The 21,316-nt window shown below is 35.6% G+C and carries 22 protein-coding genes; 8 read left to right on the top strand and 14 right to left on the bottom strand.

Going from position 1 to position 21,316, the window contains the following annotated elements; genetic code table 11:
- Positions 1 to 275 precede the first annotated feature (275 nt).
- The 3 genes from H3U49_RS03365 to H3U49_RS10015 all read left to right on the top strand — a co-directional run bounded on the left by H3U49_RS03365 (position 276) and on the right by H3U49_RS10015 (position 1,316).
- Positions 276 to 713: a GNAT family N-acetyltransferase gene (locus H3U49_RS03365; RefSeq protein WP_198179681.1), complete on the top strand. Its 438-nt coding sequence runs from the start codon at positions 276 to 278 to the stop codon at positions 711 to 713.
- A 144-nt stretch (positions 714 to 857) separates the two neighbouring features.
- Positions 858 to 1,148 carry a type II toxin-antitoxin system RelB/DinJ family antitoxin gene (locus tag H3U49_RS03360; RefSeq protein ID WP_198180072.1) on the top strand — a complete coding sequence of 97 codons (291 nt, stop codon included), beginning with the start codon at positions 858 to 860 and terminating at the stop codon, positions 1,146 to 1,148.
- A 69-nt stretch (positions 1,149 to 1,217) separates the two neighbouring features.
- Complete coding sequence (locus H3U49_RS10015) at positions 1,218 to 1,316, top strand: type II toxin-antitoxin system YoeB family toxin (RefSeq protein WP_370567341.1); 99 nt, start codon at positions 1,218 to 1,220, stop codon at positions 1,314 to 1,316.
- Between the two features lie 105 nt (positions 1,317 to 1,421).
- Here H3U49_RS10015 and H3U49_RS09930 read toward each other — a convergent pair whose 3' ends face one another.
- The 4 genes from H3U49_RS09930 to nagA form a co-directional block, all read right to left on the bottom strand.
- Positions 1,422 to 1,547 carry a hypothetical protein gene (locus H3U49_RS09930; protein ID WP_255524987.1) on the bottom strand — a complete coding sequence of 42 codons (126 nt, stop codon included), beginning with the start codon at positions 1,545 to 1,547 and terminating at the stop codon, positions 1,422 to 1,424.
- A 285-nt stretch (positions 1,548 to 1,832) separates the two neighbouring features.
- On the bottom strand, positions 1,833 to 2,798 hold the full coding sequence (locus H3U49_RS03350; protein WP_198179680.1) for an AEC family transporter: 966 nt from the start codon (positions 2,796 to 2,798) through the stop codon (positions 1,833 to 1,835).
- Between the two features lie 6 nt (positions 2,799 to 2,804).
- Positions 2,805 to 4,448, bottom strand: coding sequence for a malolactic enzyme (locus H3U49_RS03345; protein WP_198179679.1), 1,644 nt, complete (start codon positions 4,446 to 4,448; stop codon positions 2,805 to 2,807).
- Positions 4,449 to 4,662: 214 nt separating this feature from the next.
- Positions 4,663 to 5,817 (bottom strand): N-acetylglucosamine-6-phosphate deacetylase, encoded by a 1,155-nt coding sequence (nagA, locus tag H3U49_RS03340; protein WP_198179678.1) that lies wholly within the window; start codon positions 5,815 to 5,817, stop codon positions 4,663 to 4,665.
- A 156-nt stretch (positions 5,818 to 5,973) separates the two neighbouring features.
- Here nagA and H3U49_RS03335 point away from each other — a divergent pair, with 156 nt between their 5' ends.
- From H3U49_RS03335 to H3U49_RS03325, 3 genes are all read left to right on the top strand, one after another.
- The gene (locus tag H3U49_RS03335; protein ID WP_198179677.1) at positions 5,974 to 8,961 is read left to right on the top strand and encodes a TIM-barrel domain-containing protein; all 2,988 of its coding nucleotides are present in this window, start codon (positions 5,974 to 5,976) and stop codon (positions 8,959 to 8,961) included.
- Positions 8,962 to 9,251: 290 nt separating this feature from the next.
- Positions 9,252 to 9,512 (top strand): hypothetical protein, encoded by a 261-nt coding sequence (locus H3U49_RS03330; protein ID WP_198179675.1) that lies wholly within the window; start codon positions 9,252 to 9,254, stop codon positions 9,510 to 9,512.
- Between the two features lie 26 nt (positions 9,513 to 9,538).
- Positions 9,539 to 9,874 carry a type II toxin-antitoxin system PemK/MazF family toxin gene (locus H3U49_RS03325; protein WP_198180071.1) on the top strand — a complete coding sequence of 112 codons (336 nt, stop codon included), beginning with the start codon at positions 9,539 to 9,541 and terminating at the stop codon, positions 9,872 to 9,874.
- Between the two features lie 707 nt (positions 9,875 to 10,581).
- Here H3U49_RS03325 and H3U49_RS03320 read toward each other — a convergent pair.
- Genes H3U49_RS03320 through H3U49_RS09875 form a run of 4 tightly spaced genes read right to left on the bottom strand, consistent with a single transcriptional unit; the run spans position 10,582 to position 13,341 of the window.
- Complete coding sequence (locus H3U49_RS03320) at positions 10,582 to 11,409, bottom strand: Fic family protein (RefSeq protein ID WP_370567297.1); 828 nt, start codon at positions 11,407 to 11,409, stop codon at positions 10,582 to 10,584.
- A gap of 39 nt (positions 11,410 to 11,448) precedes the next feature.
- A complete protein-coding gene (locus tag H3U49_RS03315) occupies positions 11,449 to 12,270 on the bottom strand; it encodes a Fic family protein (protein ID WP_198179673.1) in 822 nt (273 codons plus the stop codon).
- Positions 12,271 to 12,311: 41 nt separating this feature from the next.
- Complete coding sequence (locus tag H3U49_RS03310; protein WP_198179671.1) at positions 12,312 to 12,926, bottom strand: Fic family protein; 615 nt, start codon at positions 12,924 to 12,926, stop codon at positions 12,312 to 12,314.
- A complete protein-coding gene (locus H3U49_RS09875) occupies positions 12,919 to 13,341 on the bottom strand; it encodes a helix-turn-helix transcriptional regulator (protein WP_232347618.1) in 423 nt (140 codons plus the stop codon). Before H3U49_RS09875 ends, H3U49_RS03310 begins: the two co-directional genes overlap by 8 nt.
- A gap of 361 nt (positions 13,342 to 13,702) precedes the next feature.
- On the opposite strand from H3U49_RS09875, the gene H3U49_RS03300 reads away from it, so the two are divergent.
- Together H3U49_RS03300 and H3U49_RS03295 are read left to right on the top strand one after the other, a co-directional pair.
- Positions 13,703 to 14,956, top strand: a complete 1,254-nt coding sequence (locus H3U49_RS03300; RefSeq protein ID WP_198179669.1) for a Fic family protein — start codon at positions 13,703 to 13,705, stop codon at positions 14,954 to 14,956.
- 258 nt (positions 14,957 to 15,214) lie between these two features.
- Entirely contained in the window at positions 15,215 to 15,604 is a 390-nt protein-coding gene (locus H3U49_RS03295) for a type II toxin-antitoxin system HicB family antitoxin (RefSeq protein WP_198179667.1), read from the top strand.
- A 206-nt stretch (positions 15,605 to 15,810) separates the two neighbouring features.
- Here the strand turns inward: H3U49_RS03295 and H3U49_RS03290 are convergent, their stop codons facing one another.
- The 6 genes from H3U49_RS03290 to H3U49_RS03265 form a co-directional block, all read right to left on the bottom strand.
- On the bottom strand, positions 15,811 to 16,134 hold the full coding sequence (locus H3U49_RS03290) for a hypothetical protein (protein WP_198179665.1): 324 nt from the start codon (positions 16,132 to 16,134) through the stop codon (positions 15,811 to 15,813).
- A gap of 195 nt (positions 16,135 to 16,329) precedes the next feature.
- Positions 16,330 to 16,812 (bottom strand): PTS glucose transporter subunit IIA, encoded by a 483-nt coding sequence (locus H3U49_RS03285; protein ID WP_198179663.1) that lies wholly within the window; start codon positions 16,810 to 16,812, stop codon positions 16,330 to 16,332.
- A gap of 9 nt (positions 16,813 to 16,821) precedes the next feature.
- Positions 16,822 to 17,313 (bottom strand): hypothetical protein, encoded by a 492-nt coding sequence (locus H3U49_RS03280; protein ID WP_198179661.1) that lies wholly within the window; start codon positions 17,311 to 17,313, stop codon positions 16,822 to 16,824.
- Positions 17,303 to 18,094 (bottom strand): MurR/RpiR family transcriptional regulator, encoded by a 792-nt coding sequence (locus tag H3U49_RS03275; RefSeq protein WP_198179659.1) that lies wholly within the window; start codon positions 18,092 to 18,094, stop codon positions 17,303 to 17,305. Before H3U49_RS03275 ends, H3U49_RS03280 begins: the two co-directional genes overlap by 11 nt.
- A 79-nt stretch (positions 18,095 to 18,173) precedes the next feature.
- Entirely contained in the window at positions 18,174 to 19,808 is a 1,635-nt protein-coding gene (locus H3U49_RS03270; protein ID WP_198179657.1) for an alpha-glucoside-specific PTS transporter subunit IIBC, read from the bottom strand.
- A 19-nt stretch (positions 19,809 to 19,827) separates the two neighbouring features.
- The gene (locus H3U49_RS03265) at positions 19,828 to 21,171 is read right to left on the bottom strand and encodes a 6-phospho-alpha-glucosidase (protein WP_198179655.1); all 1,344 of its coding nucleotides are present in this window, start codon (positions 21,169 to 21,171) and stop codon (positions 19,828 to 19,830) included.
- Positions 21,172 to 21,316: the final 145 nt, after the last annotated feature.

Below are 21,316 nucleotides of genomic sequence, written 5' to 3'. Positions count from 1 at the left end.
TCCCAAAATAAATTTACAAGAGATGCCTTTGAGTCTACCGCTTTAGAATGCAATTGTTCTCTCCTTATTTGTTTACACTTGCACTAGTCAAAAATGAAATAGCTTACGCCAATATTACCACTTGTATAGAATTAAAAAAACACTATTAAATTTGGCAGTACAACTTTAATAGTGTCTTTATTATATTTAGACATACAAAAGAACTTCCTATCTATTATTGAGAGCGCTAAAATAACTTTAACTCATAAAGCAATAAATATAAGAAAGGAATTTTCATGATTAGAAAATGTGAAGTTGCTGACAGTCCAGCTATTCAAAAAATCAATCAAATTGAACTAGGTTATGATTATCCTGTAGAAAAAACGGCTGCCAACATTAAAAGGCTGCTAAATGATCCTGCGCATCATTATCTCTGGGTCTTTGAAGATGATAATACCAAAAAAGTTGAAGGTTATTTGCATGCAGAAGTTTTTGAAGAAACCTATTTTGACCCCATGTTCAACGTTTTAGCTTTAGCAGTAGATTCTTCTGTGCAAAAGAAAGGCATAGGCAGTCAACTTATGCACACTTTGGAAAAACAGGCTAAAAATTTAGGCATGAAAGAAATTAGGTTAAATTCAGGAGAATCACGTTTAGGTGCTCATAAATTTTACGAAAAGCTGGGCTATACCAGCAATAAAATGCAAAAAAGATTTGGTAAAACCATAAAATAATTTTATTTAAACTGTAATTGATTTTCATTTTTTATAAATGTTTACTAGCAATAATTTAGGCAATACATTATATGTAAATTTAAGGCATTTAACTATACTTTATACATCTAAGTACATCTAAAGTGCTACTATGCATATGAGGTAATCAATAATGCTAAGTCCAGAAAAAACAAAATTTCGATTTCAGTTAAAGTTAATTCAGAAGATAAAAACCGAGTTACAGAAATATTTAACGGCCTAGACCTTAATCTTTCGACTGCCATTAATATATTTATAAAGAAAAGTATTGCTGAAGATGGTTTACCGTTCGAAGTTAGAGATCCATTTTATAGTGAGGAAAATCAAGCTGAACTAAATCAGCGTTTCAAAAAGATTAACAATAATCAGGATATCCATTCACATCATCTTTTAAGTAGTGAGCAGAAGAAAGAATGACAGTAGAGTTTTTAGATGAAGCTTGGAATGAATATGTTAATTGGCAAGCCGGAAAAATTATAATATCAAATTGGTTGGTCAAGAAGAATAAATAATGTAGATAGATTAGTTTACACAGTTAAAAATGAACGATTAACTATTATAGCTTGCAAAACTCACTATAATTAAAGCTAAAAATCCTCTTAGTTAGATTTCAATTTAACTAAGAGGATTTTTATATGTATAAATCTCTACATTCACAAAACTAGTAATTTCTTTAAATATACTATTCATCTAAAAGTCTGATAAATCTATTGGTGCGGACACCTTTCCTTTTTTTAAATTGGCAACAGATTCATCCATTGCTTTTAATCCCTTATCAGAAATATCTTTTGATTTGACTAATTCTCTATGTTCCAATATTAAGCACCCGTTATTATATTCTTTTGCATAGCATAATTATATTTTAATTTAAGCAGTATAACTAGTTTTTGCTATCCGTATGAGCAAAGTAATTGTTAACAACCTGCATAATAAATTTCTCCCTTTTCTGTGGGATCTACTACGAAAAGCATATCATATTGAAATTAATAAAAGAAGAAATAACACCATAAAAATAAAAATTGCAAATAGTATTTTCCCGACAAAAACCCGCCTTATTTATATGATCAAAGGCGGGTTTTTATATTACAAAATTTTTATTAATTATATTAGCATTTGCGTAATTTCCAAAACCAATGGAACAACTATTACGAATAAAACTGTTGAAGTAGTCACAACGTTGGTAGCGTATTGCACATCCCCGTGCGATTCACCCACTAATATTGGCAAAACTGCCAAAGCAGGAGTAGCTGATTGCACAACCAAGGTTTGTTTAGCTAGACCTGTCAAGGATGGCAGCCAATTTGCACCAACAACAATTAAAATCATCATTAAAGCTGGTACTAAGATAAAGCGGCCAAGCAATGCCCAAATGGTATCGCGGTCAAGGTGGATTGACTTCAAACCAGCATCTGCCAATATAATACCAATATAGATCAGTGACATCGGTGTGACGATGCCGCCAACCATGCTTAACACAGCCGTAATCCAGCTAGGAATAGGTACTTCAACTAATAAGCAAATTAAAGCAATGAGAAAACCAACTAATGGTGCTGGCAACAATTTTTTCCAGTTGAATTTTTGTTGTTTTCCTTTTTGTTCAGTTGGGTCATCGCTAGAAATGAAGAAGACACCAATTGCCCAAGTAGAAACCGTATTTAACACATAATAAATTAAAAAGTACGGCATACTTTTTTGTCCAAATAAGGCAATATTTAAAGGCAGCCCAATAAAAATGGTATTGGCATTCGTAATGGCATTAATAAAAGTACCGCGACGACCCTTGCGGATCCGCAGAACCTTACATAATATCCATGCGAACAAATAACTTAGGGCAAAACAGATAATGGCATAGATCAGACCACCTGTTAAGCCAAATAATTTTTGCCTGTTTAAATATTTTAAGACGGAAACAAAAATTGAAGCTGGTAAAGCAATATTCATAATTAAATAGGAAATATTGCCTTTAAACTGATCGCCCAGTTTGCCACTGGTGCGCAGCCAATACCCTAAAGCAATTACAAGCAACAGTTCAACAACGCTAGTTAATGAAGTAATAAAGGCTTGCATTTATTCTCACTCCTGCTCATCTTTATATTCAGGCACCCAGCGAAGCGCAGCCACTGCCTTGTCACCATCTTGAAAATCATTTTGGTTGAGGTGATCGGCAATTGCCTTGTTAGCCACAGCTTTTGCTACAGTTTGAGAAAAGACATTTAGTTTTTCAACTGGTGGCAAAACCGCTGCGCCTGGTTTACTTGAATCAACAATGCCGCCAAGTGAGTGGGCCGCTACACTAATCATTTCATCACTTAAAATCTTAGCATTAACTGCCAGAGCGCCAAGACCAAGTCCCGGGTAGACCAAAGCATTGTTGGCTTGTCCGATTTCATACTTAGTGCCTTCATAATCAACTGGATCAGCGGGAATACCAGTTGCTACTAAAGCCTTGCCTTTAGTCCAATGAATTAAATCTTCAGCTTTTGCCTCCGCTAATTGAGTTGGGTTTGACAATGGGAAAATAATTGGCCGCTCGGTATGGGTTGCCATTTCCGATACAATATCCTGAGTGAAAGCACCTGAACGGGTTGAAGTTCCCACTAAAATATCAGGATGAACTGCTTGCACAACGCTCTTTAAGTCCTTAAGTTGATCAGCATTACTGAACTCTGAACGTTTTCTAACAAATGGTTTCTGCGCTGGCGTTAGTTCAGGAGTATCTTCAAAAAGCAGACCTTGTTTATCTACCAAGTAAAAATGCTTACGTGCTTCTTCAGGTTGTAAGCCTGCTTGCAGCATCTCGGCATAGACTTGCTCAACGATTCCTGTGCCAGCTGTTCCGGCACCAAAACAGACATACTTTTGATCTGTTAATTTCTGACCACTAATCTTCAATGCTCCGAGAATTCCGGCCAAAACAATGACACCGGTGCCTTGAATATCATCATTAAAGGTTAAAATATGATCACGATAATGTTTTAAAATATTATCAGCATTATCCCGACCAAAATCTTCAAAATGTAAATATAGTCCCGGAAATAATTTTTCTACAGCTTGCACAAAGCGATCAACAAATTGATAATATGGTTCACCATTTACGCGACGCTGATGGTTGCCTAGGTAGAGCGAATCATTAAGTAATTTGTCATTATTAGTGCCAACATCTAGCACTACTGGCAATACACACGCTGGATCAACACCAGCTGCAGCAGTATAAACCATCAACTTGCCAACAGAAATGTCAACTCCCTGTGTACCCCAGTCACCAATTCCTAAAATTTCTTCACCGTCAGTAACCACTATTAGTTTTATATCACGGCCATCAGCCGCATTTTTCAAACTATCTTCGATTTGATCAGGTTCATTAATTGACAAAAATGCGGCATATTGCGGATTCACAAACAAATGACTGTAATTTTCAATAGTTTCAGCTATCGTCGGGTCATACACAATCGGCATAAATTCGGTAACATGCTCACTGAAGACCTTAAAAAACAGCACCCGATTAGTATTAAAAACGGTCATCAAAAAAATGCGCTTTTCCAAATTAGTTGATTTTTCCTGATACTGCAGGTAAACTTCCCGCGCCTGCTCTTCTAATGACTGCACCTTAGGAGGTAACATCCCTGCCAGTCGATACTTTTTTCGCTGCTCTTCTGTAAAAGCAGTACCTTTGTTTAAAAATGGGTCATTCAACCTGTCTTGTCCTGTTTTAGCCATTTTTTCACTCTCCGTCTATTTAATTATTATTAGCACGTACTATATGATTAGACTATAACCAGCATCTAAAAAGTGCAATAAATTAAGCTTATATTAACAGTATATAGTATATAATAAGTGCTTAAATATACTTTTATTAAAAACTGTGCAAATAAAAAACCAATTCAACTTAATGAATTGGTTTTTTATTCTATATAATAATTAATAAGCTGCTTTATGCCTGGTAGCGTGACTCACCATTTAAATAAGTTTCACTTAAAGTCATGTCAGGGTTTAATACTAAGAAATCGGCATCTTTATCAGGTGCAATTGAACCACATTTATCTAGTACGTGCGCACTCTTAGCAGGAACATAAGAAGCCATCATAACAGCATCTTCAGGGGTAGCAACATTCCAGTCAACAACATTCTTGACCGCAGTCTTTAATTGCAAAATACTGCCGGCTAAATTATTGCCACCTTTCAAACGAGCCATGCCCTCTTTAACATAAACAGGCAATTCACCTAACATATAGTCACCGTCAGGCATCATGCCAGCTTCCATACAATCTGTGATTAAACAAATGTGTTCAGCACCTTTAAGCTGAACCAATGCCCGTACCATTTCTTTTTGAACATGGTGACCGTCACAGATCAACTCATCGGTTACATTATGCAGAGCCATCGCAGCGTTAGAAATTGATGTATCGTGGTGTGACGGATCAGGCATTCCGTTAAAAGTATGAGTAAACATTGTTGCACCAGCTTCAACACCGGCTTTAGCTTCTTCAAAGTCAGCACTCGAGTGTCCCAAAGAAACAACCACACCCTCTTTAACAGCAGCACGGATAAATTCCCGGGCACCTTTTCTCTCAGGCGCAAGAGATATTTTATTCAGCAGCCCTTTAGATTCTTCACGCCACTCATTAAATTGATTAATATCAGGATCAATCAAATATTTAGGGTTTTCTGCACCAGCATGTTCTGCAGTAAAGTATGGTCCTTCAAAATGCAGCCCTTGAATTTTAGCACCAGTTTCTTCACCTTTATGAGCACCAAACATTCGGCAGATTTTAGTTAGTGTATCTGCACCGGCAGTATAAGTCGTTGGCAGCCAGCTGGTAACGCCAGACCGTAAAAAGCCTTCTGACAGGCGATTAATTCCCTCCCAGTCACTTTTCATCACGTCTTCTTTTAGTGAACCATGTACATGCGTGTCAACCAGTCCTGGTGCAATCCATTTGCCTTTATAGTCTACTATTTTGCCTGCAGGTTTTTGATCTTCAGTATAGTAAAAGCCAAATTTGCCGTCATCTTGAACTTCTAGGTAACCACCTTGTTCTGTCACATTTTCAAGAAAGAATTTATCTGCATGAATATAATAAGTCATAATATTTTTGCCTTTCTTTTTAAAATAAAACTCGTATTTATAGCTTAATTTTAGCTTAATCAACTGGTATTTACCAGTTCAATTTCAAATAGTACAGAAACTTTTTATTTTTTAGTTATAATAGTGGTATAGGTAACTAATTAGGAAACAAGAAATATGATTCAAAATACGCAAACAAATCAACATCAACTAGGAGCACTTACTGGTGCCAGCAAGTGTGACCATTATTACGAATTACATTTTGCTACAGGCGAAATTGCTCGTTTTTACGTCTTATCTGACGGCATTTTTCGTCTTTTAATTGATCCCGAGCAAAATTTTACTGAAAATCGAACGGAAACTATTCACATAGCCCAGTTTGATAATTCTGCCTTTGCAAAGTCGCAGGTCAGAGCCACCAATGATTCCTTAATTATCCATACTGGCAATTACCAAATTATTTTTGGACAAAATCCAGCTGTCATAAGTATTTTTGATGAATCATTGCACCATAACAGGATGCACCAAACTCAGCCGCTTGAACTTAGTTCTACCAGAACCCGTGAGTTTTTAACAGAAAATAAAAATGAATTTTTTTATGGTGGTGGCTTGCAAAACGGTTACTTTAGTCACAGAGGACACAAAATCGCAATTAAGCATGACCAAATAACCGGTAAGGGTGGCGTCATTATGCCTGTCCCCTTTTTCTGGTCGAATGCTGGTTATGGCGAATTAAGAAACACTACTGCAGCAGGAACTTATGATTTTGGCAAAACTAAAAGAGGAGTTACTATTCTCACCCACCAAGATGCAGTTTTTGATGCATTTTACCTTCTTGGTACTAATCCTCAGGAAATTTTGCAGCACTATTATACTTTAACGGGTAAACCAATGTTACTGCCCAAATACGCCTTAGGCTTGGGTCATATTGGCAATTTCTGCACAACCTTATGGCAGCCAAGTCAGGCTAAAGAGCGCAATGCCAGTAAAATTGGCAATAATTATTATACTCGTACAAAAGATGAAAAAGCCGCATCGGGCAAAGCTTCACTTAACGGCGAAGAAAACTACCAGTTTTCCGCGCGGGCACTAATTGATCGCTATCACGCCATGCATTTTCCTTTGAGCTGGTTTGTGCCCAATTATGGTGTTCAAGCCAACAATCAACAAGCTCTCAGTTTCTTTAATGAATATGCGTTAAACCAAGACGTTCATCCCGGATTTTGGCACCAAAGTGAAGTTGAATTACCGGAAAAAACTGCTTTTACTTTTACTACTAATGAAATAGCGACTAAAGATAAAGCACAGCTTCAAAGCGATTCACAAACAAAGCATTCACTAGTGCTGGCTGACAGCGGCAGTACCGGCATGCAAAAAAACGCCGCACTGATCTTCGGTGATGTTGGCGGCAACTGGGGCAATGTTGCTACACAAGTAGCTGGTATGCTCGGAGCAAATCTTTCAGGTCAGCCTTTAGTTGGTGCAGCAGTTGATGGACTAGAAGGCGGTGGCAATGCACAAATCAATGTCCGTGATTTTGAATGGAAATGTTTTACCCCACTGCTCTTTAACTTCGATGATCAGGGCAACTTCAGTAAAAACCCGTTTGCTTATAATAGGAAAATAACCGACATTAATTTGGCTTACCTCAAATTACGCCAGCATTTGACTAACTACCTATATACACTAAATGAACAGGCAAAAAATGGCGCATTAATCATGCGTCCCCTTTTTAGCGACTTTCCAGACGAGCTGGCTAATTACACAGCACAGTTTGGCAATGAATTCATGTTAGGCTCCGATTTGTTAATTGCACCAATTACTAATGGTCGTGAAGATGAAAACGGAGATTCACGCAAAGATAATCTGTATTTACCCGGAAAGAAGACAATGTGGATTGATCTTTTTACAGGTAAAAAATATGCCGGTGGCAAGGTCTACAATAATTTATCTTTTCCATTATGGCACCTGCCAGTCTTTGTTCGCGGCGGCAGTATTTTTGACTGGGGCAATCGTGATTTTCTGCTTTACCCACAAGATCAAAGCGAGACAGTTATATACAACGATAACTCTCAAGCCGCTGAATCCTATAATTCCACTACAAAAATTTTTAGTAAAACTGAAAATGAAACGTTGCTGGTAACTATTCCACCAGTTGAAGGCAACTGGGAAAACCAAGATGTTGAACAGCCTACTAAGCTGACTATTATGTGTGATTCCTACCCTGATCGCATCACTATTAAAATTAACGATCAAGTTGTCCCAGTGGAAGAATACGGCTCGCTGGACGCTTTCAACCATGCTCGTGAAGGTATTTTTTACAATACTAATTATGGCTTAGATGAATTTAAGCAATATCACAAGAGCACACAAACTGCCCTGCAAATAAAATTAGCAAGTCGAGACATTACCACAACTAAAATCGAAATTACAGTGCACAATTTTAATTATGGCAAGAAAGTTTTAGTACATGAAATTACCAGTGGCGTATTGCCTTCACCTAAATTGCCGGCAGTTGATTCAAGTAAAATTTCAGCTCATTCGTTCGAACTTGCCTGGCCTCATGAAAGTGCAGTTCAGATAGAAGTTAATAATCTCCTTTATGTGGGCATTACCGGCAAAAATTTCACTTTTCACGAATTAACTCCCAATACTCGCTATATCATTAGAATGCGGTATGTAATAGGAAATAAAGTTTCTGAATGGTCTGATCTTTTCGGCGTTATTACCAAGCACGCTGCTAAAGATTATGCTATTGAAAACATTGATGTGACTTGCAACTATACCAGCAAAGAAAATCATCCCCTGTCTTATTTAACTGATCTTAAACTGGCAAGCGAATGGCAAACAGATCAATCAATTTCACCTGAACAACCACTGGAACTAACCTTTACTTTTGAAAAGGTTGAGAAATTAAGCAGAATGGTCTATGTGCCACGAAATATTGATCATAATGGTGATCCTCTTGCAATATCAATTGCTGTTTCAACGGATGGCGAGCAATATACTACCTATGCAGACCACTTGCAGTGGAAAGCTGACACGAAAAACAAGGTGGTTGGTCTGCGAGATGTCCGTGCAAAAAAAGTGCATTTGACTATCTATCAATCATCCGGTTTGATCATTGCTGCAAGAGAAATTATCTTTTTCAGGGCAAAAAGATAATAAATATAAACACAATATGTACTGAGCCTCCAAAAGTTGTTCTAAATTTGGGGCTCTTTTATTTAAAAATTATATTAGACATTTAATTAAGCTTTTGGCTCATGATTTATCTATATATTTTTGTTTTAGGGCATTATCACATTGAAAATATTATATTAAATGTGCTAAGTCGCTATTAAGACTATATTGCTACTTAAAATCAAGATCACCTAAATTTTCCAGAGACATAATCGAAATCTCATCGGGTGCGGTGTATACTTGTACTAACATAAATTAGGGAGTTGATAGTAATGGAAAAGAAACTAGGTAGCTTTTCTGTTAGAAAAGTTGGTAATTCCATAGCCCTCACGGTTCCAAGTAAGGCGGGGGTTAAACTTGGTGAACGATTTGAATTGTTTCAAAAAGATAACGATACTTTAATCTATAAGAAAGCTATTGACTCTAATCCGTGGTTTAATGGAAAATACGACGATATTGATTTTAAAAAAGAAATTGAACAAGTAGGTAACCCTGATACTATGCAGGCTGGTAAGGAGAATATTCCGTGGTAGCACCCAAACAAGGAGATATTATTTAAATAGATGCTGAATCACATGCAGGACGAGAAGAAGGCGGTCATAATTCCCAATCTGGCAATATTCAAAGACCAGCGATAGTTATATCAAATAATGCATATAATCAAAAAACAGGACTCGTTATCTGCATGCCTCTTACTCATGATCTTAAAAAAGATAATCGTGGTCTATACTATCGTCTTGCTGATATCAGCAGTGGGATATCTGGTAGTGTAGTTACTTTTCAAATGCCTAATTATGATTTTTCCGGTCGAAATGGTAAAATTGTTGGACATGTTAGTGATAAAGACTTGGATAACTTGCTATCTAAAGCATATCAAATTTTAGATAAGCGTTAATTTTTATCAAAATGTTGCTTAACCTAAAACAAAACCCCGAAATTGAAGTAGAACTAAAAAGTGAAGTGCTCCGTAATAGTTAGACATTAATCCGATTATTAGGAGCACTTTTTTCATGACTAAATATTCGATTGCTTTGAAGATTAATTTGAGGTTCACATCATTATTTAGGAATAAGGCAATATTTTCTATAATTAAATTTGAATTGATAGTAAGGGGTTGAATTATGGAATTTTCAGTTGATGGTACAACTCTAACTAATTTTCCAGAATTATTAATTTCAAATTCTAGAGTTGCATTTTTTGTGCTTTTATTTATTAAAAAATGATCCACTAATAAGTTGATTGATGGACTATTACTTCTTGAGCGGAGAAATATTCAGTCTGAATAATAACCTTTTTAACATCGTCATTAAGAACATATTTATTATTTTTAACTTCTGTATACGGGTCAATTTTATTTACAACGTCTTGACTTAAGACATTAGATAGTTGAGCGTAAGCAGAGTTACCAGCAGAAGCTGCTGATACAGTATTTGTGTCAGCAAAGGCATTATTATATGCTTCTCTTAATCATATATGATTAATTACAATTGCTGGATCCTATAATAAAGTTTTTGGAGGAGCTAATTAAAGCTCAGATCCATCGTCACGATCAAACTCCTGCTGTTTTTTCTTAGGGGCCTCATATTCTTTCTGTAACTTGTCTCAATCAAGTTGACTGTTTTTGAAATCTTTTTGAGCTTCCTCTTCATTTTTCTTAGCATATTGCAGACTCAAAATCCGATTTTTTAGTTCTGTTTCTACATAATCAGCGATTAAATTTCTAAATGGTTGAGGATCATTATTGGGCTGCTGGGAAACGGCTAAGGCTTTCATGTATTGCTCTCGTGCGGGTTTAGCTGGATTAACATTAACCACTGGATAACCATTTTCAGTTAAGACTAAGTTCATTAAAAGCCGTGCTGTACGTCCGTTGCCATCTTTAAACGGGTGAATAGTAACGAATTTTTGGTGCAAGTCGGTCGCATACTGTACCGGGTGCAACTTGTCTTGTACTTCATTACTCCAAGCTTGTAATTGCTGCATTTTCTCGGGTATTTCATAAAAGTAGGCATAAGGACGTGATTCTGAGCCATAAGGATATACATCAATATTGCGATATTTACCGGCTTCTTCTTGAGGTTGGATTGTTGTCAAAGTTGCAATTCGGTTCAAGTTTCTAATATCCTCATTGCGAATCGGCTGTTTTTTGGTTGCTAAATCTTGCATATAGCTATAAGCTTCATTTAAGTTAATAATCTCCAGTGTTTCCTTGATGGTTTTACCGTGAATAGTTGCGTCTAGCCCATCATTAAGAATCTCGGCAGTTTCAGCTTCGGTCATCGTATTGCCCTCAATTGCAGCAGAAGACCATACGTGCTTAATTCTGATATTTTGCTCAAGCTGCTTTACTTCTAGCGGGGATAATGGTCTATAGGTATCCATCTTATTTTTTAGGTTTGCAAGCGCAGCTAACTTTTGTCCGTATTCCACTGTAATACCTTCTTAATTTAAGCTAATATTTTTAGCTAACTAAAGCTCAAGTCCATCGTCACGATTAAGCCTCTGCTGCTTTTTATTCTGTTTGCTCTTCTTAGCTGATTTGAGCATCTTTTTAAATTCGGCAATAGTTTCTTTTTCATCAGTAGCCGATTGTTCCTGGCTCTTGTGCTGTGCCCGCGCCTGCAAATTTGGCTCCATACCGAAAATACCATTTTGATAGGTCCAGTCCTTGAGGTCAGTCATGTCATTGGAAAAGTAATAATCTGCCAGCTTTTGCTGCCACGTTGGCCACTTATCAAGCGGTACGTTAATCAGACCGGCTCCGTTATCAATCATTATCTTGTTAGCTGCAATTGTGGCGGTTCGCTTGTTGCCATCGTAGAACATTTGCTGGCGCATATTGTGATACATCAGAGTTAGTGCCTTATCGGTGGCAGTACGATCACTGACTAACAACTGCTTTAAATATTTCTGTTCCTTGTTCTCTTCGATCAAAGGTGGTTCAAACTCGCCCCAGTAAGTTGCTACACCGCCTGAACCATTACGCAAATATCCTGGAAAGGCAGCCGTATCGCGTGCAACAATCGCATTAAGCTTCTTTTCCATATTTAAGTCCAGGGGCTTCTTTTCATTGATAGCGAACTGCCAGCCTCGCTTCAATTGAACAATAATATTAATATCATCGATTGGAACGCCGTCAACGCCCAGACCATCAATGATTGTCTGGGTCTGTGGCATAGTGGTAGTCAGGCCTTCAAAGCGTGAGTTCGTGAAGACTAATTTGGTTAAATTAGTTTTGGCAAAGCGTCTATTTTCTTCAGGCGTTAGTCTGAACTTGTCTTCATACTTCAATTGATTTATCCTGCTTTCTAATCTAATCCAAAAACTTCATCTTAATCTGACACATGTTGTTCTTTGCGATACCTATTAACTAATATAGTAAAAGCATTCTCTCGGCTAGGCATATTTTGAACCTTAATTAATTGTGAAATTCTTGCCAAATCAGCGTCCATTTGCGCTGGGATCAACTCTTCATTTTTTCGTGGGTAGTCAATCACTTGGCCATGGTTTGCAGCATATGCTGAAAGAAAAACTTTACAGCTTCGGCCGTTGCCCTCTCTAAACGGGTGCATAAAGTTGATTTCATCTAACAGCTTCGCATAGTCTTGGGCTTTTAAGGCCTTCTTTTGCGGCAGATTTTCCATAATATTATTAATATTGTCTTCCGCATATCCAAATCTTGAATAATCACAAAAGTCATAACCGTTTTTTGGAAAATTACCCGGCCGATATTTTCCGACCCAATCATATAAACGACCAAACATGATTTTATGAATCTTTTTTATATCCTGAATCTTTTTAATTTGGGGCTTAGAGTGGAGAAAAATTGCTGCTCTCCGTGTTGCTTCCAAATACTCTACCTGTTCAAGCTTTTGCTGATCTCGAATATGATATTTGTTTTTCAAAGTGCCGTTAGGATACAGCGTATCTTTTATCCAGTCACTCATTGTTACTATCCCAAATTGCAGCAATTTCCTTAACTTCTTCTGGATCAGGGTTTACAACCCCGTCCAAGACGGCTTGAATATCTTCCTTAGTGGGGTTCCAGCCCTCTAAATGACTGGCTTCCACTACTCCCCGAATTTCGAAGTACATTTCTTTATCTGGTATAAAGACACCCTGAATGGTCTGTGTTTCGTCATCAATTTCTAAATTATATGATTGCGGTTTTAACATATTTAATAAATCACCAGCTCTTTTATCTAAACCGACCGCGAAAGCGTCAAGAATTCTGATTGACCAAGCTTCAATAGGCCTGGCAATTGCTTTTCTCAGTGTACTTTCTGAAACGTGACTCTTTTCGGCAACTTCCCTTACCGAAACGTGTTTACTATTTAGTAATTTTGTAATTGTTGCGCTCATTTTAAAATACTCATTTCTCAAATTATTTTCCAAATATATTATACCATATTTGGAAATATTTATTCCATTTATGGAAGTTTTAAGCATGCTGAATTTGTAATTCTTTTAATGGTCGAGATTTAGAGTCAGATAAGCCCTATAATTGCGCCTACTCTACTTCGAGAAGAGCAATCAAGTAAATTATCTAAAAAGTTCAACAGCTTTATAATTTTTTGGTTCGATAAAATATATTTCGTATTTTGATGTGCCTTTTTTATTTTTTTGCTAAAATCGCAATAATTTGAATTGATATAGTATATACTCAAAATTAAATTCAAAAAAAGTCGTTTTTATGATTTATTTATAGAAAAGCAACAAAATTATGACTAAATATCACTTATTAAGAATTTATTCTTACCAACATCCTGGTCAACCAATTGATAATGAATTAAATAAAAGATTTAAAGGCTATGGCACAATTAAGTTTCCGTTAGCAATAAACCCCATAGATGTGCACGAACAAATTAGAATACCTACACAATTGCCACTTTTTTTGGTACAAATTGAAGATTATAATTCACTGCTAACTGTCATTAGAGAGAACTCTGCTCAAATCAAAGCATTCATTGGCAAGCTTCCAGATGTTGCCAGAGAGCAATTTTTCATTGATTTGTTAATTAAAGAAATTAAAGGTACAAATGATATTGAAAATGTTGCTGCTACTATACAGGAAATTAACAGAGCCGTAGAAAATATTAATAATCATAATAAAACTGTGCGTTTCCAATCTTTTGCTAAAATGTATTTTGATATTGAAAACGGTAAAACATATCAACTTAATGAGCTAAAAGATATCAGAATATTATATGACTCTTTATTAAAAGGTGAAATAGCAAAAAGTAACTTACCCGACGGCAAACTATTTAGGGATGGTTTTGTCAGACTTGGCAACTCAGTTCAAACTGTTCATCTTCCCAAAAACAGCGAAGATGAGATAAATCAGCAATTAAAAAATTGGCTAAAATTTATTAATTTGGATAAATATGATCCTATTTTAAAGGCCTGTGTTGTTCACTATTATTTTGAATATATTCATCCTTTTTATGACGGCAATGGCAGGTTAGGAAGGTATCTCTTTTGCAGTTATATTGGAAAAAAAGTTGACCCTTATACTGCTGTCAGCTTTTCTTATCAGATCAATCAAAAAAAGGCAAGATATTATAAAGAATTTCAAGAAGTTGAAAATGAAAAAAATTACGGTGAAATCACACTATTCGTTATCAGTTTGCTAAAATACTTAGTTTCTGGACAAAAATATGTCCTAGGTAATTTAAAAGATGACCATAACATTTTAAATTTTGTCAAAAAGAAATTAGAAGATTTGGATTATCTTAACTTTGAATTCAATATCTTATATGTATATGCACAGTCATTTTTATTCAATAGTTTTGATGGCAGCGTTCAAGACACAAGTTTAATTAGTTTTATCAAAAGCACAGAAAAAATATCAACTAAAAAGGTAAAAACTGCTATAGAAGATTTAGAAAAAGAGGGTTTAATTAAAACCGTTAAAGGAAGGCCAAAAAAAAGAAAATTGACTGCCAAATTTTTAGATAAAATTGGTTTGAATATCTAAAGCTTAAACAATTTCATAGTCAAAAGCTTTTTAGATTAAAGCCCAGTTATTTGTATATTTTTCTATAAAATTTCCAGAAGCCAATTATTAATTGTGTAATATCTATTAAGCAGTCAAAAATATACATTGCTCTTGGAATTCGAACGTGTTATACACATTAATGGTGTATAATATTTGAAAACTAAGAAGGAAGGTTATGAGTATGCCATGGGAACTGGTTAAAAATTAATGTTTCTTACTTGGCATATTTAAATTAACATGAAACAAGAAATTGCAGCTTATCCTGTTATTATAGAAAAGTGTAACGACGAATCAGGACATTATTATGCAATTACGTCACCTAACATCCAAGGTTTAGTCACTGATGGTCAAACAATAGGTGAAGCTCTTTATCATGCAGAAGATGCAATGGCAACAATGCTTGACCTTCAAGGCTATCCTAGAGTTCAGGATCCAACAAAGTGGAAGTTGGAAAAAAATCAGCAAATATCTTGGGTTAAAGTTAATATGACAAAGTGGCGTAATAAATATAGTAAAACTGTCCGGCGAAATATTTCATTGCCAGAGGATCTAAATAATTGGGCTAAGAAAAATAAAATTAATGTATCAAAAGTTACAACGGAAGCTTTGCGTCAAATGCAAGCTTAATAATATTATTTTAATTCAAACAACTCAAATAATAAAAATAGTTTCACTTTAAAGAGTCTGGGAAAAAACTCTAACCTAACTAAAAAAGGCCGACAAATCACGTCAATAAAACGTTGATTTGTCGGTTTTTTTAAATTGTGAAATTTTTTAATTTAACTTCAAAGAACACTTTTTTCCCAGACTCTATGTTTTTTTACTTATCCGTATTATTTTTTGAAAAACCAGTGATACATTTTCCCATCGAGAAAGTCACCAATCACAAATATCAACGTCCACAAAACAATTCCAATAATGCGCACAAACAAGGATGTTACATAATTATTCCAGCTATTATCATATGGCAGAAGAAATAAAACAATAGGAATTACAAGGAAGAAGTACTTAACTTTAGCCCACCGTAAATGCTCCTTCTGATAAAATTGGATAAGTTTAGAATTCTGCGGTGTTTTGTGTGTTAATCTGATACAAACTAGATATATTAAGTAAATAGCATCAACTATTAGCAAAATCAGAACGATATCATTAAGCATAAATAATCCCTTCCTATTTACAATTTAAGTCAAAAAAAATTTTAAACAGATGATATTTTTTATTTAACTTGATTCTAAACTCAAACCTATACTTTTACAATATTAAGTAAAAAACGCTCCGAGGTAGTTAAAATTGCAATTAAAACACAGGGTTTTAATTTATTTAACTAGTCGAAGCATCTTATTTAAAAATAATTAAGCATTAAACTGAAGAGTCTGAACTGTGTCACCGTGAGTCGTATCACCGGCGGACACATCAGAAACAGATTTTATGACATCCATATTAGTATAAACAACTATTACTGTATCATCATAATTTTCAGTCGTAATCAGTTCTGTATTCATACTTGCCAAATAATCATCCTGCTTAACAGTGTCACCCTGCTTAACAGCCACTTTGAAGGGCTCACCTTTTAATTCAACAGTATCAATTCCTAAATGAACCAATATTTCTAAATTATTATCAGTAGTAATGCCGATTGCATGCTTAGTGGGAAAGACTGTGGTGACTGTTCCTGCAACAGGAGAATAAATTTTGCCAGCTGTAGGCTTAATAGCGTATCCATCTCCTAGCATTTTCTGAGAAAAAACTTCATCTTTCACATCTGTAATTGGCATTAGTCTTCCATCACAAGCTGCAACCACTGTAAAACCGCGTTTTTTAAATATTTTAAACATTAATTCTACCTATTTTCTAATAAATATACTAATCGTTAAAACTAAACAAAAACCAAAAATAGTCAAAAAGATAAAAGCAGGTAATTTGATAAAATTGTTTTGACATTTTAATTTGTCAGATTGCTCATTAATACGTATGATCCCAAAAAGCGCCAAAATCAAGCAAAAAATGTTACCGACCATTAACTGACTAATCGCCTGACTGAACATCAAAAAGCGATAATTGCCCTCATGTTTAAGAATCAAATCTTTCTTGAGCCAAATATAATAACCCATAATAAAATCCGTAAGAGCTACTATCATATCTATTGCAATCAAAGGTGTATTATTCAAGACTACATTGATGTTTTGATTAGCAATAGATAATGCAAAAGTTATAAAGCTGCCGAAAAACAAGGGAATTAAAATTAAAGCATAGATATAGGTTGTCAAAATTTTTTTGGTGTCTAAATGAGCTCTATCCAAAAAACCAATCAAAAAGTTATTTATCTTACTTACCATTTTTATCACTTTTTTCTTTTTGCCAAATGCCAAACTTATTTATGATGAAATCAACTAAGGTATAAGCCAGTATAAATGAAACGTCATTTCTAGACGAAAATTTTATGGTGGGATAGTAGAAATTATAATCAGAAAGCGAAGCAAGCTTATTTTGCTTTAAGTCTGTAAAGGATACATAACGCAATTTGTTGTTAACCATCTCAAATTTACCCAGTTCATCGTTAATTTCTTTATTATTGCCCGTGTAAGAAATAATAAAGAGCATGTCGCCTTTTTCTGCTATTTTTCCTACCATTTCCAATTCACTGACAGCGGCTGGCAAAACTATTGATGAAATTCCAAATAGTAATAACTCATGAGAAAGATAATTGGACAACATCTGTTGGATCCAGCCGGTAGAGTATATATAAATATGCTTAGCGTTATTTAACTCAATGTAAAATTCATCTAACTTAAGAATTTTAAAATTTTTATGTAAGTTTTCGATTTCTTTTATTACGTTTGCGCCAAAGTTGTCAGGCACTGCTTCATTTCTAGAATTTTGCTCTTTTTCCTGGATAACTTCAATTAAGTAAAATTTCAATTCATTATATCCGCTCAAACCCAAGTGCTTACACATACGAAAAATAGCAGATCGAGAAACATATAATTTTTGGGATAATTCCGAAAGGCTTAATTTTTGACATAGTTTTGCATTATTGATAACAAACTGAATGATTCTAATCTCAGAATCATTCAATTTACTACTATTTTGATAGACTAAATATTCTAATTTTGACATAGATCAACGCTCCATATAAAGTAATTTTACATATGACAAATTTCTTTTACCTATACAAGCGTTCTAGTCATAATTAATTTTACTTGTTATCCTGCTTTCTTAATTCTTGCATTGCCTCTAGTACTTGGGCGACATCTAAGCCAACTATTATCTGTACTGCTTTGCCGTGATGGACAACATTAACGGCCTTAGCTGCCTTAAACTGAGCATCAGAGCCCATCTTATCAGGATCTGCCACAGTGACACGCAATCTCGTAGCACATGAGCTTATTTCTTTAATATTGGAACTTCCACCTAGTAAATCTAAGAAGGCAGTTGCTCTTTCAATGTATGGATCAGTTTCTTTCTCTTTTTTGACTGGCTGTGCAGTAATTGTTGCTGCAGCAGCTGATTCTTTTTTAGCTTGATATTCCTTTTTATTTAGTAGATGTACATCTTCGTCATCTTTTTCCCTTCCTGGAGTAGCATAGTCAAACTTAACAATCATAAATTTAAAAATGAAGAAGGTTAAAATTGCAAAAATAATACCAACTGTAAATTGGACTAGAAATGTTTGCCAGTGATTGGCCCAAAGTGGTATCCAATTTTCTGCTGCCATATCAATACTGCCAAATATAAAGTTACCCACAACACCAAGACTGAACATAATAGTGTTCATAGTTGCTGAAAGTAAGGAATAAATTACCCATAAAACAGGAGCCGCAAACAAGTAGGTAAAGTCAATTGGCTCAGTAATGCCAGCAAAAAAGGAAGTTAAAGCTGCTGGAATTAACAAAGCTGAAGTTTGCTTCTTTTTACTTTTTTTGGCAGTTGCATAAAACGCCAAGCAAATTACTGGTGCGAGGAATACTTTTTCATTGCCCCATAATTGGAAGCCCATTTCAGGAGCTAATTGCTTTAATGGACGTGTACTTAATGCAAATTTGGTTAGGTGTTTCAACCAGTATGGTTGTAAGCCCCCTGCAACAACGGCTGGACCATATTGGAAGGGGATATATACCAAATGATGGAGACCAGTTGGAATTAAGATACGATTAAGAAAATTATAGATCCATACTCCAATAACGCCACTATTAGTGATAAAATGCTGCATTCCGGTTATTCCTAACTGCACTTTAGGCCAGCCCCAGCAAGTAATAAGTGCTAAAGGTATCATGGTAAAAAAGCCCAAAATATAAACATATGTGGATCCTTGAAAGGTTCCCAGCCAGTCAGGCAATTTTTTATCAAAATAATGGTTATGCAGCCAAATTACTATACCAGCAACTACTAGAGCACCAATAATACTAGTGTCCAGAGTTTTGATACCTGCTATTTCTGTTAGTCCGTGGTTAGTGGAGTTTTCCACAATCTGGATCTTATCAAAGTTAGGAATACCAAAACTGGCACCCCAGTGAGATAAAATCGCACCTACAAAATAGTTGTAAGTCATGTAGGTAATTACTGCTTCCATGGCAGCTCTACCTCTGGATTTATTTGCTAAACCAATTGGCAGACCTACAACGAAAAGCAAAGCTTCTTGCTTAAAAACTGTCCAACCACCTGCGCTAATCGTATCCCAAATCGAATACCAAGTCGTTCCTGGATTTGCCAGAGAGCCGAAAACTGCCTGATTGTTAAATAAGCTACCTAAAGCGACCACAATACCAGCAAATGAAAACAAAAGCACTGGTACAAACATTGCTGCACCAAACTTTTGAAACTTTTGCATCATAAGACTTCATCCCCAATCACTAATTAAGTTCTGGCCAGTATGGCTTGTTTTCCGGAATCATATCATCAAGAATCTTCTTAGCAACTAAGGCATCTGGTACCGTCTTATTAAGAGCAAATGCTTGCCACATCTTGATATATGAATGTTGTTCATAAGCATCAACTACCAATTTTTCACAAGCTTGTTGTTCTTCTATTAATCCCTTTTGGAATCTGCCGGCCATCCCAGTTGCCATTGGTTGAACTCCATCTGCACCAAACCAGCAAGGTACTTCAACAATAGAATCAGGATCGATGTTAGCAATAGCACCGTTATTAGGAATGTTAGCAAAGAATTTTTCGTGAGTGTTATAAGCAATCGCATGACAAATGTCAACAATATAGTTAGAATGCTCGACATTGGCTTCCCAAATATTGCCTTTAGCAGTACCTGTTTTTACAATTCTGGCACATTCATCAAAGACAATCTTTTGGCGATATTCACGAATTTCATCTGTTCTAGTGTGACTAGGATCCGCGTTTTGAACTTCATATTGTGGATAATAGTAGTATTGCATATAAGTGTTAGGTAAGGTTTCTGGATCAAGAGCATAGCAGTCCTTAGCTTTTTTAAAAGTTTCAGCCCAACTTTTTTCTGTCTCTTTATCAAACTCACCACCGATCCAATAGCCATTTTGAGCAACGTATTTTTTGAGTAATGGCATCAGGTCTTTGCCAGTCTTTTTATTACGAACTTCTTTCCACCAGCCAAAGTGGTTCAGACCATAGTAGTTAACATCAAGATCATGGTAGTCATTTAAACCACAAATTTTGGCCATTCTAGTCATAATTTCCACTGGCATATCACAAATATTAATTACTTTAGCATTTGGTCTTAATCTGCGGCAAGCTTCTGCAACAATAGCTATCGTATTAGTATAGTTAATCATCCAAGCGTTCGGCGAATACTTTTCCATCCAGTCGATTATCTCAATAATAGCTGGAATAGAACGCATCCCATATGCCATTCCTCCGGGTCCGGTTGTTTCCTGACCATTAACGCCATATCTTAAGGGAATTTTTTCATCAAGTTCGCGCATGTGATATTTACCAACCCGAATTGATCCCATAACGAAGTCAACATCTGTGAATGCTTCTTTGGGATCGGTCGTATACGAAAATTCAATTTGCGGTACACGTTCTTTCATAATGATTGCGCATGCATCACCAATTTTCTTTTGTCTTTCGGCATCGTTATCATAAAATTTCAGCTTTCTTAGTGGAAATCTGTCCTGGTTTGCAATTAAGCTCAAAACAAATCCTGGGGTATAAGTACTACCGCCACCTGCAATGACTACGGAATAACGTTTATCTTTTTCGGACATATTCTTCTCCTTTATTCACTCTGCCCAACTTGAGCTGTTATTTTCTAAGCTAGCTTACTTTTATATTTATAACATCTTTCTTATTTTTTGTATCCGCTTTCTATGAAAGTGAATACGTATTTCACAACTTGGAATATTTGTTTCA

Origin of the sequence: Lactobacillus sp. W8174, assembly GCF_016100975.1 — a bacterium.
Classification (GTDB): domain Bacteria; phylum Bacillota; class Bacilli; order Lactobacillales; family Lactobacillaceae; genus Lactobacillus; species Lactobacillus juensis.
Note: the sequence above shows the minus strand (reverse complement) of the source record. Positions and strands in the feature narration are given on the sequence as shown.

Bases quoted from the DNA above. Each gene is read 5' to 3' on its own strand.
- H3U49_RS03280 (WP_198179661.1), bottom strand. From the start codon at position 17,313: ATGGTAAGTAAGATAAATAACTTTTTGATTGGTTTTTTGGATAGAGCT.
- H3U49_RS03275 (WP_198179659.1), bottom strand. From the start codon at position 18,094: ATGTCAAAATTAGAATATTTAGTCTATCAAAATAGTAGTAAATTGAAT.
- H3U49_RS03310 (WP_198179671.1), bottom strand. From the start codon at position 12,926: ATGAGTGACTGGATAAAAGATACGCTGTATCCTAACGGCACTTTGAAA.
- H3U49_RS03300 (WP_198179669.1), top strand. From the start codon at position 13,703: ATGACTAAATATCACTTATTAAGAATTTATTCTTACCAACATCCTGGT.
- H3U49_RS03330 (WP_198179675.1), top strand. From the start codon at position 9,252: ATGGAAAAGAAACTAGGTAGCTTTTCTGTTAGAAAAGTTGGTAATTCC.
- H3U49_RS03295 (WP_198179667.1), top strand. From the start codon at position 15,215: ATGAAACAAGAAATTGCAGCTTATCCTGTTATTATAGAAAAGTGTAAC.
- H3U49_RS09875 (WP_232347618.1), bottom strand. From the start codon at position 13,341: ATGAGCGCAACAATTACAAAATTACTAAATAGTAAACACGTTTCGGTA.
- H3U49_RS03285 (WP_198179663.1), bottom strand. From the start codon at position 16,812: ATGTTTAAAATATTTAAAAAACGCGGTTTTACAGTGGTTGCAGCTTGT.
- H3U49_RS03365 (WP_198179681.1), top strand. From the start codon at position 276: ATGATTAGAAAATGTGAAGTTGCTGACAGTCCAGCTATTCAAAAAATC.
- H3U49_RS03290 (WP_198179665.1), bottom strand. From the start codon at position 16,134: ATGCTTAATGATATCGTTCTGATTTTGCTAATAGTTGATGCTATTTAC.
- nagA (WP_198179678.1), bottom strand. From the start codon at position 5,817: ATGACTTATTATATTCATGCAGATAAATTCTTTCTTGAAAATGTGACA.
- H3U49_RS03345 (WP_198179679.1), bottom strand. From the start codon at position 4,448: ATGGCTAAAACAGGACAAGACAGGTTGAATGACCCATTTTTAAACAAA.
- H3U49_RS03350 (WP_198179680.1), bottom strand. From the start codon at position 2,798: ATGCAAGCCTTTATTACTTCATTAACTAGCGTTGTTGAACTGTTGCTT.
- H3U49_RS03270 (WP_198179657.1), bottom strand. From the start codon at position 19,808: ATGATGCAAAAGTTTCAAAAGTTTGGTGCAGCAATGTTTGTACCAGTG.
- H3U49_RS03335 (WP_198179677.1), top strand. From the start codon at position 5,974: ATGATTCAAAATACGCAAACAAATCAACATCAACTAGGAGCACTTACT.
- H3U49_RS03265 (WP_198179655.1), bottom strand. From the start codon at position 21,171: ATGTCCGAAAAAGATAAACGTTATTCCGTAGTCATTGCAGGTGGCGGT.